Annotated in this window: 12 protein-coding genes and 1 tRNA gene; 2 read left to right on the forward strand and 11 right to left on the reverse strand. The window is 72.2% G+C overall.

Annotation, left to right across the window (positions count from 1 at the left end; genetic code table 11):
* Positions 1–273 precede the first annotated feature (273 nt).
* A complete protein-coding gene (locus ABZ990_RS28235) occupies positions 274–2,127 on the reverse strand; it encodes an EAL domain-containing protein (RefSeq protein WP_361237507.1) in 1,854 nt (617 codons plus the stop codon).
* Between the two features lie 567 nt (positions 2,128–2,694).
* Here ABZ990_RS28235 and ABZ990_RS28240 point away from each other — a divergent pair.
* Positions 2,695–3,981: a M6 family metalloprotease domain-containing protein gene (locus ABZ990_RS28240; protein ID WP_361237510.1), complete on the forward strand. Its 1,287-nt coding sequence runs from the start codon at positions 2,695–2,697 to the stop codon at positions 3,979–3,981.
* Between the two features lie 68 nt (positions 3,982–4,049).
* Here the strand turns inward: ABZ990_RS28240 and ABZ990_RS28245 are convergent.
* The 10 genes from ABZ990_RS28245 to ABZ990_RS28290 form a co-directional block, all read right to left on the reverse strand.
* Positions 4,050–4,123: transfer RNA gene (locus ABZ990_RS28245), tRNA-Lys, on the reverse strand.
* Between the two features lie 18 nt (positions 4,124–4,141).
* On the reverse strand, positions 4,142–4,921 hold the full coding sequence (locus tag ABZ990_RS28250) for a bifunctional DNA primase/polymerase (RefSeq protein WP_361237432.1): 780 nt from the start codon (positions 4,919–4,921) through the stop codon (positions 4,142–4,144).
* Positions 4,922–5,038: 117 nt separating this feature from the next.
* Positions 5,039–5,395, reverse strand: coding sequence for a hypothetical protein (locus ABZ990_RS28255; RefSeq protein WP_361237435.1), 357 nt, complete (start codon positions 5,393–5,395; stop codon positions 5,039–5,041).
* An 832-nt stretch (positions 5,396–6,227) separates the two neighbouring features.
* Positions 6,228–7,064 carry a Scr1 family TA system antitoxin-like transcriptional regulator gene (locus ABZ990_RS28260; protein ID WP_361237438.1) on the reverse strand — a complete coding sequence of 279 codons (837 nt, stop codon included), beginning with the start codon at positions 7,062–7,064 and terminating at the stop codon, positions 6,228–6,230.
* Positions 7,040–7,573 (reverse strand): DUF6879 family protein, encoded by a 534-nt coding sequence (locus ABZ990_RS28265; protein WP_361237441.1) that lies wholly within the window; start codon positions 7,571–7,573, stop codon positions 7,040–7,042. The genes ABZ990_RS28260 and ABZ990_RS28265 overlap by 25 nt, the downstream gene beginning before the upstream one ends.
* Complete coding sequence (locus tag ABZ990_RS28270) at positions 7,557–7,763, reverse strand: hypothetical protein (RefSeq protein ID WP_361237444.1); 207 nt, start codon at positions 7,761–7,763, stop codon at positions 7,557–7,559. Before ABZ990_RS28270 ends, ABZ990_RS28265 begins: the two co-directional genes overlap by 17 nt.
* 171 nt (positions 7,764–7,934) lie before the next feature.
* Complete coding sequence (locus ABZ990_RS28275) at positions 7,935–9,218, reverse strand: AAA domain-containing protein (protein WP_361237513.1); 1,284 nt, start codon at positions 9,216–9,218, stop codon at positions 7,935–7,937.
* A 146-nt stretch (positions 9,219–9,364) separates the two neighbouring features.
* A complete protein-coding gene (locus ABZ990_RS28280; protein WP_361237447.1) occupies positions 9,365–10,957 on the reverse strand; it encodes a hypothetical protein in 1,593 nt (530 codons plus the stop codon).
* Complete coding sequence (locus tag ABZ990_RS28285; protein ID WP_361237450.1) at positions 10,948–12,159, reverse strand: hypothetical protein; 1,212 nt, start codon at positions 12,157–12,159, stop codon at positions 10,948–10,950. The genes ABZ990_RS28280 and ABZ990_RS28285 overlap by 10 nt, the downstream gene beginning before the upstream one ends.
* Positions 12,092–13,006: a phosphatase PAP2 family protein gene (locus ABZ990_RS28290; RefSeq protein WP_361237453.1), complete on the reverse strand. Its 915-nt coding sequence runs from the start codon at positions 13,004–13,006 to the stop codon at positions 12,092–12,094. Before ABZ990_RS28290 ends, ABZ990_RS28285 begins: the two co-directional genes overlap by 68 nt.
* A gap of 183 nt (positions 13,007–13,189) precedes the next feature.
* On the opposite strand from ABZ990_RS28290, the gene ABZ990_RS28295 reads away from it, so the two are divergent.
* A complete protein-coding gene (locus ABZ990_RS28295; protein ID WP_361237456.1) occupies positions 13,190–13,804 on the forward strand; it encodes a histidine phosphatase family protein in 615 nt (204 codons plus the stop codon).
* Positions 13,805–13,958 lie beyond the last annotated feature (154 nt).

The following is a 13,958-nucleotide window of genomic DNA, read 5'->3' on the forward strand; positions in this document are numbered from 1 at the left end:
CGTACGGAACCCGTACGGAACCCGTACGGAACCCGTACGGAACCCGTACGGAACCCGTACGGAACCCGTACGGAACCCGTACGGAACCCGTACGGAACCCGTACGGAGCCGGTGCGGAACCCGTACGAAGTCCGTACCCCCGCACCTCCGTTCCCCGTACCCCCGCGTCCCCACAGACGGCTGCCCCCGCCCGGTATGTCCCACCGGGCGGGGGCAGTCTTGCTGTTACCCAGGGGGCGGCGGGCCCGGGGCGGCCCGAGAGGCCCGGGGCGGCTACGCGGGCATCGACCGGACGGGCAGGGAGGCGACCCCGATCAGTTCGGCGATGCGCTCGGGGGCGACCGCCCGCGAGTAGAGCCAGCCCTGCCCGGTGTCACAGCCGATCCGGCGCAGCCGGCTGGCCTGGCCCGCGCTCTCCACGCACTCGGCGGTGACCGTGAGGCCCAGCCGGTGGGCGAGCTGCACCAGGGCCTCGACGATCACCTCGTCGGCCGGGTTGGCGGGTTCGGCGTCCTGGAAGCCGCGGACGAAGGAGCCGTCCAGCTTGAGGACGGAGACCGGCAGCCGGCTCAGATAGGCGAGGTTCGAGTAGCCGGTGCCGAAGTCGTCGATCGCGATCCGTACGCCCATGTCGCTGAGGGCCTGGAGGGCCTGCAACGGCCGGCCGGCCGAGCCCATGACGGCGGACTCGGTCAGTTCGATCTGGAGCAGCCGGGGTGCGAGCCCGGTCTCGGTGAGGATCCCGGCCACGTCCGCCACCAGATCGGAGTCCCAGACCTGCCGTACGGCCACGTTGACGCTCACGAACAGCGGTCGCTCGCCCGGGTGTTCCCGCTGCCACCGTCGGGCCTGGCGGCAGGCGGTGCGCAGCACCCACCGTCCCAGCTCGACGATCGAACCGTCCTCCTCGGCGATCGAGATGAACCGATTCGGCGTCAGCACGCCGAACTGCGGGTGGTTCCAGCGCACCAGCGCCTCCACCCCGCGCACCGAGCCGTCGGTGAGATCGACCAGCGGCTGGTATTCGAGCGCGAACTCTCCCCGGTCGACGGCGGGACGAAGGGTCGAACTGAGCGCCTGCCGGGTCATGAGGTGGGCGTTGCGCTCGGGGTCGAACAGCGCCCAGCGGGCCTTGCCGTCGGCCTTCGCCCAGTACAGCGTGGTGTCGGCGGCCTGCATGAGACAGGTGGCGGAGGACCCTCGGGCGGGCCGCTCCACGATGCCGATCGAGGCGGATACCGAGAGCCGGTGCCCGGACAGGTCGAAGGGTTCCTGGAGGACGGTCAGCACCGACCGGGCGAGATCGGCCAGTTGGTCGGTGCCGGTGGAGTCCTCGACCAGGATCGCGAACTCGTCGCCGCCGAGCCGGGCCACCAGATGGCCGCCGTCGCGGGTGTAGCCGTAGCTGTCGGCGCAGGCGGTGAGCCGGTCGGCGACGGCGGCGAGCAGCCGGTCGCCGACCCGGTGGCCGAGGGTGTCGTTGACGGCCTTGAAGCCGTCGATGTCGAGGTAGCAGATACCGATCCGCCCGGTCCCGGTCCCGCCCCGACGGAACGACCGGTACGCCCCGTCCCGCTGGTCCCGCCCGTCCTGCCTGTCCCGCTGGTCCCGCTCGTTCTGTTCCGTCCCCTCGTCGTGCCCGCCGTCCGGGCCCGGCGCGGTGGCGGCGCTCTCCAGGGCGGCGGTCAGCCGTTCGAAGAACAGGGCGCGGTTGGGCAGCCGGGTCACCGGGTCGTGCATCTGGAGGTGGCGCAGCCGGGCCTGGAGATCGCGCTGGTCGCTGATGTCCGCGACCGACAGGAGCACGCGCCGGCTGTTCGGCACGGGGGCGACCGTGACCTCGGTCCACAGCGAGCGTCCGTCGGGCCGCTTCAGCCGGCGGGTGCAGCGGAAGCGGGCGCGCCGACCGCTTAGGACCTCGCGGTAGGCGTCCCGGGTGTGGCAGTCGGCGGACAGGTCGACGAGGTCGGCGGCGGCCTGCTCGCGCAGGGCCGCGGCCTCGGTGCCGAGGAGACGGCCGAAGGAGTCGTTGGCGGCGACGACGACCCCGTCCGGGTCGACCATGGCCATGGCGAGCCGGGCGGTACGGAAGGCGGCGCGGTAGTCCCGGAGCTCGGACTCCAGCAGCGACTCCAGCCGTGATTCCGTCCGGGGATCCGGACCGGGATCGGCTCCCGGCTCCGGTTCGGATCCCGTTCCCGTTCCCGTTCCCGCTCCTGCTCCCGTTCCCGCTTCCTGCTCTGATCCGTCACGCTCCGTGAGTGTCGGCTCGGCCGCTGAGCGGGCCGGGTGCCGGGAATGGACCGGTTCTTCGGAGGTTCCGCTCACCGCTCGCTCCCGTAGTGCGTTCGGGCCGTACAGATGTGGTCGGAAAAGTCGGCCAAGGGGTCGGCCGGGAAAGCGTGCCGATCATAGAGGCTGTCGCGGGCGACGTTCCAGCTCCCAGGCCCGTGACCGGGCCCTGGGGGCCCACGGGCCGGGCGCCGTCGCGCCGGCGGGCGATCGTTTGTGCGCGGATCTGATCCGAGTCGACGAAGAGCTGACCGAATGTGACTGTCCGTGAGCTTGTTCGTGCCGATGTCGCGTCGACCTGGCGTACCCGTCTCACTCGACCGGGGCAGCAGAAGAGGGCGAAAGGAGATGAACACCCACAAGGTGGGTGAGGAGTCGCGCAGTCGGGAGCGGGAGGTCCACGTGAGGGGTCAGCAGCCACCCGGGGGAGTGCACCGTGCCCGTCTGCGGTCCGGCGCGGCCGTCGCCACGTCGCTGGGCGCCCTGGCCGCGGCCGGGCTGTTCGCGGGCCCCGCCGTCGCGGCCGGCTCGGCGGGGCCCTGCGCCCTGCCGCGTACCGCCGCCCACCACTCCCTCGGCCTCGACAGCTGGAATCCGTCCTACCCCCGGCCCACCCGGGGCCTCGACGCGGTCATGATCTTCCTGTCCTTCCCGGACTCCGTCCCGATGACCACCCCCGACGAACTGGCCGCCGACCACTTCCCCGCCACCTCGGACTTCTTCACCCGCGCCTCCTACGGCCGCTTCCATCTGCGCGTCCATCCGCAGCGCGGCTGGACCCGGATGCCACACTCCTCGGTGTCGTACGCCATACGGCGCGACTGGAGCAGCGAGCACCGGGCGGCGTATCTGCGCGACGCGATCGCGGCGGCCGACGACACGGTGGACTTCTCCCGCTACGACCTCGTTTATCTCGTCGCCGACCCCGACGCGCCCGGCGTGGACTCCGACGCGACCAAGGTCGTCAACCTGGAACGCCCGCTGGAGGCCGACGGTGCGGAGATCAGGCGGGTGGTGACGGTCTTCGAGCGCCATCCGCCGGACCACAACGTGCTCGCCCACGAGACCGGCCATGTCTTCGACCTGCCGGACCTCTACCACCGGCCCGTGGACGGCAAGGGCGACTGGGACACCTATGTCGGGGACTGGGACGTCATGGGCAGCCAGTTCGGCCTCGCGCCGGATCTCTTCGCCTGGCACAAGTGGAAGCTGGGCTGGCTCGACCGCGCCCAGGTGGTCTGCGTCCGCGGGCCCGGCACCCGGGTCATCGGCCTGGAGCCGGTCGCCGCCGCCCCGGTGGCGGGCGGCACCCTCGGCACCCGGCTCGCGGTGGTCCGCACCGGCGGTGACAGCGTCCTCGCGATCGAGGCCCGCTCGGCGACCGGCAACGACCGGGGCACCTGCGCCGAGGGCGTCCTGCTCTACCGGGTCCGCAACGAGGCGGCGTCCGGCGACGGCCCGGTGGAGGTGATCGACACCCATCCGGGGACCGGGGCGTGCGCGGAACGTTCCGTCTATCCGCCGCTCGCGGACGCGCCGCTGCGGGAGGGGGAGTCGTACACCGTGCCGGGCGCGGGCGTACGGGTGGAGGTGGGCGACCGGTCCGCGTCGGGGGTGTGGACGGTACGGGTCACGGGGCCGCGGCTGGAGGAGCGGGGCGCGAGCAACGGGCGGACGCACAACCGCTGACCGGTGTGGGGGTACGAGTGCGGGCAAAACAGAAGGCCCCTCGCTTTCGCGAGGGGCCTTCCGGTCGGTGCGCCGCCAGGGACTCGAACCCCGGACCCGCTGATTAAGAGTCAGCTGCTCTAACCAACTGAGCTAGCGGCGCCTGCTGACGTCGTAGACATTAGCACCCGGATCCCTCGGACGAGAAATCGATCGCCGCACGTCGGAGCCCTGAAGGGGTACGAGCGGCCCGCGCGGCCCGGACGCAGGCCCACAGCAGCACCTCGGGGCCGGGCAGCCACGGCTGCCGGGCGTCGGGGGCGACGAGCCAGCGGGGCTGGGCGGAATCACGGTGCTCGTACGTCTCACGGGCTTCGCGGGCTTCACGGGCCTCACAGACCCCGCAGGCCTCGTGGGTCTCGTCACGCCCGCCCGTCCCGGACGCCCCACTCGCCCCACTCGCTTCGTACGCGCCGACGGCACCGGCGGCGCGGGCGGGGCCTGTGGTGCCGGTGGTGCCGTCGGGACGGGGGCGGAACGGGGACGGCGGGGTCAGCGGCGGGACCGTCACCGCGTCCCCGGGGCCGTGGCAGAGCGGCCGGGGAACGGTGTCTCCCCACTCCTCCCAGCGGAGCAGCGACGGCAGCCGCTGGGCGGTGCCGGGGGCGGCGAAGAGCAGCATCCGGCCCCGGTGGGTGGCGACCGGGCCGCACCCGGGGCCCTCGGCCCACAGGGTGTCCAGCATCCGGCGGCCGAAGGTGGGCTCGACGTTCACCACGTCGAAGACGATGCCGCAGGGCAGGACGGCGGGCGCGGTGGGCCGCCGCATCCAGTGGGCGAACGCGACGGCCGGGCGGGCGGTGGCCGAGGCGAGCCACGCGGCACCTTCGTCGGTGACCCGGGCGGCCTGGTAGCGGCCGAAGTCCTGCGGGGTCGTCTGGTCGAGCAGCCACGTCGTCATACGAGAAGATCTACCGGCCGTGACTCCCCGGCTTCCGTGAGTTGCGGAAAACCCGGACAGGGCAGCGAGGCGGGGAGTATCTTGCCCCGGCATATGCCGGATGGTGAGTCCGGGGGCTCACTCCTCCGGGTCGCGGCCGTTCGCGCGCGTGAGGCCACGGCCGAACTCGATCATCTTGCGGGCGTAGTCCTCGGTCCACTCGGCGCGCGCCGCGATCTCCGCCTCCGTCAGCCGGTCGAACCGGCCCGGGTCCGCGAGCTGCGCCGCCGCGACCGCCTGGTACTCGACCGCCCGGTCCGCCGCCGCCCGGAACGCGAGGGTCAGCTCCGTCGCCCGCGCCAGCAGCTCGCGCGGGTCCGCCATCGCCTCCAGGCCGAAGAAGTGCTCGGGATCGGCGGTCGCCTCGGCAGGCTCGAAGATCAGCGGAGCCGGCCTGACCCGCCGCTGCCCGCTCCGCTCCGCAGGTTCCGCCATGCTCGCTCTCCTCTTCACACCGGCGGCCCGGACACCCGGGCCGGTTCCATTCTCCCGCGCCTGGCAAGAGGGGGCCGGTCGCGGGCGACCCCGCCCCCGCCGGGGGTGGGCCACCGGGCACGCGCCACTCATCGTCCGGTGCGGGAGGGGAGTGCGTTACGCGTAGGCCCTCACCAGGAGGGTCCCTGCCTCATGTCCTTGCGGGGGAGGGGCGACCTTGGATTCGGGACGATCGAACCCCGAAGAGGTCAGAAGCGCTGACCATTCCTCTGGGCTGTGGTCCCATCTGGTCACCGCTCTGGCCTCTCGCAGGGCGCCGACCGGCCGATTGCCGGCCGCTGGAGGCTTGTGGGAGAAGGCCAGCACGCCGCCTGGGGACAGCCTCTCGCGGACCAGAGGGAGAAGCTGTTCGGGGTCCGTGAACCAGACGGGTCCGAAGATGGACAGGACCACATCGACGGAGCCCTCCATCCGAGTCAGGTAGTCGGTCACCTCTGCCGTGTGGAAGGCGAGGCCGGGGAGGTGGCCCCGTCACGCGCCATTCCGTGATCCCGCATGATGAGTCGGACTTCGCGGTCCCACACCTGGGTGGGGACGCAGTCCCGGGGGTCTCGAACCTGTACCGCGGTTGCCATCAGTGGTTCCCTTCACGTGATCGTGCTCGGGTGATGGAGCCCGCCCTGGCCGCTCGAACGCGACTGGGCGGTAGGGGCAGGGGGCTCAGGGGCGCGTCCTGTCGTCACGCCCTCGCGTCTCCTGCGATCGGTTGCGGGACAGATGCTCCCCGAGTCGCGGAGCGATACGGGAAGTTGTTCACGTTGTCGAGTAAAGATCACCTTCGGCAGTCCTCGGCCCAGACGTTCAGGAGTTCCCTGGCGTCATCCCCGAACAGGGTGTGTTCCTCGTATGAAGTGAACCGGCCGATGAGATCTTGGATATCCCGGTTGTCACGGAAGACGATGGCGCCCAGGTCCAGTTCGGCCGTCGCCAGAGTGTCGTCATAGACGGTGAAGGTATTCAAAGCGCCGGAAGCGAAGCGGACTCCTGCGGGGATTACTCCCAGTCGAATATTCGGCTGGCGGGTGAAGGATGCGAGCCGGTCGATCTGCATGGCCAACTCGTGAGGTGGTACGAGTGGGTATCTGACGGCTTGCTCGGTGAGGATGAACGTGAACTGTTTGGAGCGGTCGAACAGGGACCTTTGCCGGTCCAGTTTCATCGCCACGGCTTTGGCCTGCTGCTCCGGAGGCGCCTGGGCCAGGCTGGCGCGAACATATTCGGGGGTGGCCAGGAGTCCGGTAATCATGGAGAGAAGGAAGTAGCGGAAGGTCGTGGAGGACGCCTCGATTCCGGCCAGCTGCAACTGTTTCTTGTCGATCCCCTTTCGTCTGAGGGTTCTCCCGTCCTGCCATTCCGTCTGGGCGATACGGGCCAAGGCCATGACTTCGGCAGCCACGGCGGGAGGAGCGGCGAGGCCCCGAAGGATCTGCTCGACATCCAGGAGCGACGGGCGCCCCTTGTTGCTCTCGATCCGGCTGATCTTGGACTGGGACATGTTGCAGCGCGCGGCAAGCCGGACTCCCGAGAGTCCGGCTTGCTTGCGGAGGTGCTTGAGCATGCCCGACAGTTCGCGGCCGCTCTGTTCTAGCTGGTCAGGGTCGATGGCCACCGTTTCACGTACTCCCTGAACGGCACCGACTCCGCGATGGCGATGCGCTGGTATTCGACGTACGGCGCGGGATCGCCCTCGAAGACTTCGCGGCTGATCTGTGTGCCGTCGTCCTCGTACGTCATGAGGACGACCTCCGAACGATCGAACAGCCAGAAGTCCGGTACCCCTTCAAGGGGGTTGGGTCGGTCGGTCACGTCCAGGACGCGGATGTCGTCGCCGGCCCGTGAATGCGCGTCGTAGTACATGAACTCGAAGCGGAGATAGTCCGTGAGCGGCCGCCTGACGACGTGAACGCGCCCCTTGGCCTTCCCCTCCGCCTTGATCCTCTTCAAGCCCTCCGTGTAGCCGGAGGAGTAGTTCTCGGGGTCCAGGTGCTGCCCGGCCAGGAAGTCCCGGATGTCGCCGTCCTCGCTCGGCACCCTGTACACGGGGAGGGTTTCGAGTCGCCACGCCTCACGCTGGAAACCCTGGACCTTGGCAGTCCAGGCTTCACCATCCAAGAGCACGGAACGCCTCCCTCAAGGTCTCCTCGGGAATCTCCACGAGTCCTTCGCCGTCCGGCGCGGTGAACGCCTTGGATAAGTCCCCCTGCACCACGAACGAACCGGAGGCGGTCCGGTAGACGTTCGGGCAGTCGTCGTTGTTGCAGTTGCCGTTCCCGTCGCCGGTCAGTCGGGTCAGTTCCTCACGAGCCATGGCTGCGAACCCCCTGGTACGGGCCCCTTTCGGGCCGGTCGCCATGACAGTACGAGCGGCGCGGGCAGGCCGTCCATGCAGGAACGCGACTATGCGCGTCTTTGCATAAACCGCGGCCAGGGGAGCCCGGTGAGCGAGAGATATCCGAACGCGCCGACGTCTTCTCGCCCCTCACGGAGTCCAGCTCACCCGGTGTTCCTCCAAGTGCGACAGGACCGCGTGGTTCGCCTCCCAGCCGTCCGGGAACTTCATCGTCACGCCGAGCTGGACCGGTTCCGTCGACGGGTGTTCGTCGAGGAGTTCCGCGACGCCCGCGCGGCACACCACCACGCACGCGTGGCGGTGGCGGGAGGCGAGGACGCACAGCCGGCCGGTCTCCAGATGGAAGGCGGTGGCGTCGGGGCGGCCGGACAGCGGGTGGAGGACGACCGTCACGTCGTACTCGCGGCCCTGCAGCCGGTTGGCGGTGTCCACCGTCACGCCCGTCACGCCGAGTCCGGCCAGGGCCGCGCGGATCGCCGCCGCCTGGTCGCGGTGGGCGGTGCCGACGGCGATCCGCTCCGGGGTGAGCGGCGCCGGGTCGGGGGACCGCTCGCTGACGGTCACCCCGCCCCGGTCGAGCATCCGCCGCACCACCAGTGCCACGGCCGAGACCGCCTCGGGGTCGGTGCGTGGGGTGTGCCGCGCGGGCAGTTCGAGCAGGCCCCAGCCGGACTCCGCCGCCTCGTCCAGGACCCGGTCCGGGCCCGAACCGTCCGAGGCGACGCCGAAGGCGAGCCGCCGGTCGCCGTGGTCCGTACCGCTGCGGAACCGGGTGTACGGGTAGAAGGCGTCCGACACCAGCGGCGCCGCCGACGCGGGCAGCCGCCACGACACGGGCAGCCGGTGCTGCGGCAGCTCCGGGTTGTGGGCGAGCAGTGTGGAGACGGCCGACGCCGACGGGTCGTAGGACAGACCGGCCCACTGCTCGGCGCCCACCACCGAGAACGGGTCGAGCTGCCCCGGATCGCCCACGAACAGCGCCCGCTGGAACAGCCCCGCGACGGCGAGCAGCGCGTCCGAGCGCATCTGGTACGCCTCGTCGACGATCGCGTGCTCCCACGGCTCCACGTTCTTCACGTGCGCCCACTTCGCGGCGGTCGAGACCACCACCGGCAGCCCGGCCAGATCGGCCGGCTTCGACGACTTCCGTACGTGCTCCAGCGCGTCGAGCGCCTTGTCGTACGGGTCCGAGTCACTGGAGTGCAGCCGGCCCACCGGGAGATCCGGCTGCTTCTCGGCGAGCCGCAGCACCAGGTCGTCCACCTGGGCGTTGGTCTGCGCGATGACCATCAACGGGCGCCCTACGGCAGCCAGTTCGAGCGCCGCCCGGACCACGAGCGTCGACTTGCCGGCACCCGGCGGAGAGTCGACGACCACCCCGCGCGCGGTGCCGTGCAGGGTGCTCTCCAGGATCTCGGCCGTCGCCCGCGCTGCCTCGGCGGACGGATCGAAGCCGGCGGAACCCGAGACGGCGGAACCGGAAGAAGAACCCGAGACGGCGGAACCCGAGACGACGGCACCGGAATCGGCATCGGTACCGGAATCGGCATCGCGAATGATCACAGGATGTCCTCCGGGGTCACGGCGTCGGGCAGTTCGGCGGCGTCGGAGCGCGGCGGGCCGCCGTGCGTCCACGGGGTCTCCTCCGGGTCCGGCAGCTTGGCGCCCGGCCGCTGGTCGTGTTCGAACAGGGTCCAGGCGATCCGCTCGCCCTTCTCCGGAACCGTCCCCTGGGCCGGTTCCTTCGACCGGCCCATCTTGTCGAGCAGCCGCAGCACCAGCGCCCCGTCGTCCTCCCGGGCCACGAACTCCGCGGACTGCGGCCGGCCGTCGAGCGTGCGGTACACCTTCACGCCACCCTCGTTCAGATGCGGCCGGTCGTCCGTACGGACCGTCAGAAGCGGCCGGGGCGCCGGGCGTTTCGACTCCGACCAGGCCATCGTCACCTCTGCCACCTCCCCGACGAACGCCTCGCCCGCCAGCCGCCGCCCCGCCAGGACCAGCGGATCGTCCAGCGCCTCCTGCGCCTCCAACTGCCCTTGCGCCTGCTCGCGCGCCGCCAGCTTGTGCGCCGCCGTGACCGCGTCGTCCCGGCGCGGCTGCGGCGGCTCGCCCGCCGCGATCCGGTCCCGCTGGCCGGTGAACGACCAGCGGTCCCGGGTCCAGCGCTCGGCCACCCGCGCGCCCTCGGGCAGCTCCCGCAGCAGGCCGAGCGCCTGCCACACCCCGTACCAGGTCGGCTTCAGCTGCTCGGCGACCAGCCGCCGGATCTCCCGCTCGGCCCGGTGCAGCGCGGCGAGCCCGTCCTCCGCCGCCTCGCCGTCCTCGGCCGCGCCGATCGCCTGCCGCGCCCGGTCATATGCCTCGATCACGGGTGCCAGCAACCGGTTGTCGAACGCCGGGTCCGTCGCCGGACCGGCCGGCGGGCACTCCAGCTGCCCCCGCGCGTCGCGCGCCAGCTCGGCCCGCCGCGCCGCCGTGGCGCCGCTCTCGCCCGCCGGCGGGTCGATCCACGCGAGCAGCGCCCCGAGGTGCTGGTCCTCCAGAGACGACTGGCCGGTCGCCCAGTGCCGGTTCAGCAGATCCGTCGCCGCCACGAGCAGCGAGGACCCCGGCACCCGCGCGCGCTCGCCGAAGTGCGTCAGCCAGCGGCCGAGGAGCGGCACCCGGGGCGGCGCCGGGAACGGCGTCTCCGGATCCTGTTCGGCCGTCCGCCGAAACCGCGTCGACCGCCCGAGCAGCCGTACGTACGCCACACCCGCCCGGCTCGGCACCACCAACTGCGGCGCGTCCGCGCACAGCGCGACCTCGACCTTGACCTTCTTCCAGGTCTCCGGGTCGGTCTCGGACCGCTCCGCCGTCTCCACCGCCTCGGTGAAGGAGTCGATGTACGGCAGGATCGCGTCGGCCAGTTCGGCGAGGAACGCGAACCGCAGATCCCGGTCGCGCGGCTGCGGTACGACCAGCAGCCTCGGCTCCTCCGGGTCGGTGCCCACCAGCGCGCCGAGCGGCGCGCCCGCCTCGCCGGACGTCGTCAGCGGGACGAACACCAGCGGGCGCGACGACAGATGCCGGTGCCGGACCGTGGCCAACGGCTGGGCCCGGCCCGCCTCGACGGCCTCCATCCGGGCCAGCGTGGAGATCAGCGACACGCCGCCACCCCCTCGCCCAGCCCCGCACCCGCACCGACGCCCGAGCCGAACACACCCACGCCCGTCACACCACCCGTCACACCACCCGTCCCGGCCCCCGCCAGCGCCTCCCCGCGCAGCGCTCTCGCCCGCCGCAGCGCCTCCACCGCCGGATCGTCCGGATCACCCGCCTCACCGCGCGCCGCCGCCAGGACCGCGCCGATCGTCGTCAGTCCGCCCAGCTCACCCCGTACTGAACGCCCCAGCGCCGTCACGACGTCCGCCGTCCGCGCCCGCTCCCGGCAGTGGAAGGCCAGTTCGCACGCGGACAGGCAGTCCGGCGCGTACGCGTGCGGGACGCGCTCCACCGCCGACGCCAGCTCCTCGGGCGAGCGCTCCGCCACGTCGAAGGTGACCTCCGGCGGCAGCGCCGCCGCGATGTCCTCGATCCGGGTCAGCCGCGCCAGCTGCCGCCGGGTGACCGCCACCTGCTTGCGTACGTCCACCACCGACGCCGTCGGCAGGTTGGAGAAGTCCTTCGGGCAGACCAGGAGCACCCGGTGCGCCACCTCCGCGCCGTCCGTGACGGCCGCGGTCCGCGCGAGCGCCAGCACGTACACCGCCGCCTGGCGGGCCGCCGCGCCCACCTTCGCCGCGTCGGCCGAACCGTCGATCATCGGGAACGACTTGATCTCCACGACCGTCCACCGGCCGTCCGGATGCACCACGACCGCGTCCGGCTCCAGATAGACCGGCGAACCGGCCACCTCCAGGGCCAGCATCGGATGGTCGAGCAGTGCCCAGCGGCCCGCCGCCGTCGCCTCCCGCAGCGCGAGCGCCGTCCGGGCCGCACGGCCCTCGGGCCCGGCCGCCGCGAGCTCCGGCTGGTCCACCGTGCCCGGATCCTCGATCCCGAGCAGCGCGAGCAGCTCCCGGCCGCCGTCCGCCTTGACCTTCGCCTCGAACGCGTTGCCCCGGGCGATCGCGAACTGCGACTGGCCGAACCCGGACGGCGCGCCCAGCTTCTCCGCGAGCGCGGTCTTGTCGACCCCCGCGCCGTCGAGGATCGCCCGCCGCCGGCAGCCCGGGTTCGCGGCCAGGGCGGCCAGCGCCCGCGCGTCGAGCGGACGCGGCACGGTGGCCGGTCCGCGCAGCTCAGCGAGCCGATGCCGGAGTGTCGTCTGCGGCGGCCGGTGCGGACCGCTGTCCAGGGATGCGCTCACCCGCGGAAGTCTCCCATCCGCCACTGACAACCGGGGAATTTCGCGGGGATTCGCCCCCGATCACCCCTTCGCCGAGCCGCCCGCCGAGCCCGGTGCGACCGCCGGGCCCGCTGCGACCGGCGAGCCCGCGGAGCCGGTCGAGGAACCGGAGCACGTACGGAGTGAGCAGCAGCCCCGCGCCCATCACCGCCGCGCCCGCGACCGCGTCCAGCAGATAGTGGTTGGCCGTGCCCATCACCACCACCGTGGTGAGCAGCGGATACGCGACGCCCAGCGTCCGCAGCAGCGGCGTGCGCCCGTACCGCCACAGCATCACCCCGCACCACAGCGCCCACCCGACGTGCAGGCTGGGCATCGCCGCGTACTGGTTGGTCAGCCCGCCGAGCCCGCGCGGCGCGCTCGCTTCCGCGCCCCACCAGCCGTACGCGCTGAAGTGGGCCATCGTGTCGGTGAACCCGTGGACCGGGTCGAGCAGCCGGGGCGGGCAGGTCGGCAGCAGGACGAAGCCGACGAGGCCGAGCAGGGTGGAGGTCATCAGCCAGGCGCGGGCGGCGCGGTAGCGGACCGGGCGGCGGCAAAAGAGCCAGACCAGCACGAGCGGGGTGACCAGATAGTGCAGGGAGGCGTAGACGAAGTCGGCCGGGACACCGAGCCAGGGGACGTCGGTGAAGAGCCGGTTGAGCGGGCGTTCGGCGGCGAGACCGAGCGCGTCCTCGGCCCGCAGCAGGGCGAGCCCGTGGCCGACGGCGGTGCCCGCGTCGCCGCGGGCCAGCAGCCGTCCGCCGGAGTACGCCGCGTAGACCGCGGCGATCAGTATGAGCTCCACCCACCAGCGTGGCCGACGCATATGACGTGTCCCCCCACTCGTCCTTGATCGAAGGAGGACGCGCGAAGGGGGTCGACGGTTGCCCGGACATCACCCCGAATTCGTCCGGGCGACGCCGGATGGCCGGAACGGACCGGGTGATCACGGTGGGCGATGATGGAAACACGACCGTCCCCCTTGTCCCCGCATCCCAGGAGAGCCCGAATGGCACCGGCATCGGCACCGCGCATCCTCCTCGCCCGGCACGGCCAGACCGAGTGGTCGCTGCTCGGCCGGCACACCGGCAGGACCGACATCCCGCTGCTCGACGAGGGCCGGCGCGGCGCCAAACTGCTCGGCGCCCGCCTCGCCCGTACGCCGTGGGACGGGCTCGACGGCGTCGAGGTGCGCACCAGCCCGCTGGTCCGCGCCCGCGAGACCTGCGACCTGGCCGGTTTCGGCGAACGGGCCCAGGACTGGGACGAGTTGATGGAGTGGAATTACGGCGCCTACGAGGGGATGACCCCGGCGCAGATCCAGGACGTCCAGCCGGGCTGGTTCATCTGGCGCGACGGCGTCCCCGACGGCGAGAGCATGGCCGAACTCTCGGACCGTGCCGACCGCGTCGTCCGGTGGGCCCGCGAGGCCGGCCGCGACGTCCTGATCTTCGCGCACGGCCACATCCTCCGTACGATCGCGGCCCGTTGGCTGGGCGAGGACGTCTCCTTCGCGGCCCGGCTGCGCCTCGACCCGACGAGTCTGTCGGTGCTCGGGTGGGCGTACGGGGACCCGGCGATCGAGCGCTGGAACGACACGGGCCACCTGGAGCAGGCCGGCTAGCGGGATCGTCCCGGCGCACGTCCTCGGTGGCGGAGGACGTGCGCGGTGGAGGCGACAGAGGCGACAGAGCGCGGCCGAAGCGGGGGCCGGAGTCGGGGTCGGTGCCGGGGGCCGGTACCAGCCCCCCGGCCCCGGCCCCGGCAGCGGCACTCCC

The sequence above is a fragment of the Streptomyces sp. NPDC046203 genome, assembly GCF_040646255.1.
In the GTDB taxonomy this organism is placed as follows: domain Bacteria; phylum Actinomycetota; class Actinomycetes; order Streptomycetales; family Streptomycetaceae; genus Streptomyces.

Excerpts from the sequence above, each read along its gene's own strand:
- ABZ990_RS28250 (WP_361237432.1), bottom strand. The coding sequence starts at position 4,921 with ATGACGACGTGGCTGCTCGACCAGACGACCCCGCAGGACTTCGGCCGC.
- ABZ990_RS28255 (WP_361237435.1), bottom strand. The coding sequence starts at position 5,395 with ATGGCGGAACCTGCGGAGCGGAGCGGGCAGCGGCGGGTCAGGCCGGCT.
- ABZ990_RS28270 (WP_361237444.1), bottom strand. The coding sequence starts at position 7,763 with ATGGCTCGTGAGGAACTGACCCGACTGACCGGCGACGGGAACGGCAAC.
- ABZ990_RS28290 (WP_361237453.1), bottom strand. The coding sequence starts at position 13,006 with ATGCGTCGGCCACGCTGGTGGGTGGAGCTCATACTGATCGCCGCGGTC.
- ABZ990_RS28295 (WP_361237456.1), top strand. The coding sequence starts at position 13,190 with ATGGCACCGGCATCGGCACCGCGCATCCTCCTCGCCCGGCACGGCCAG.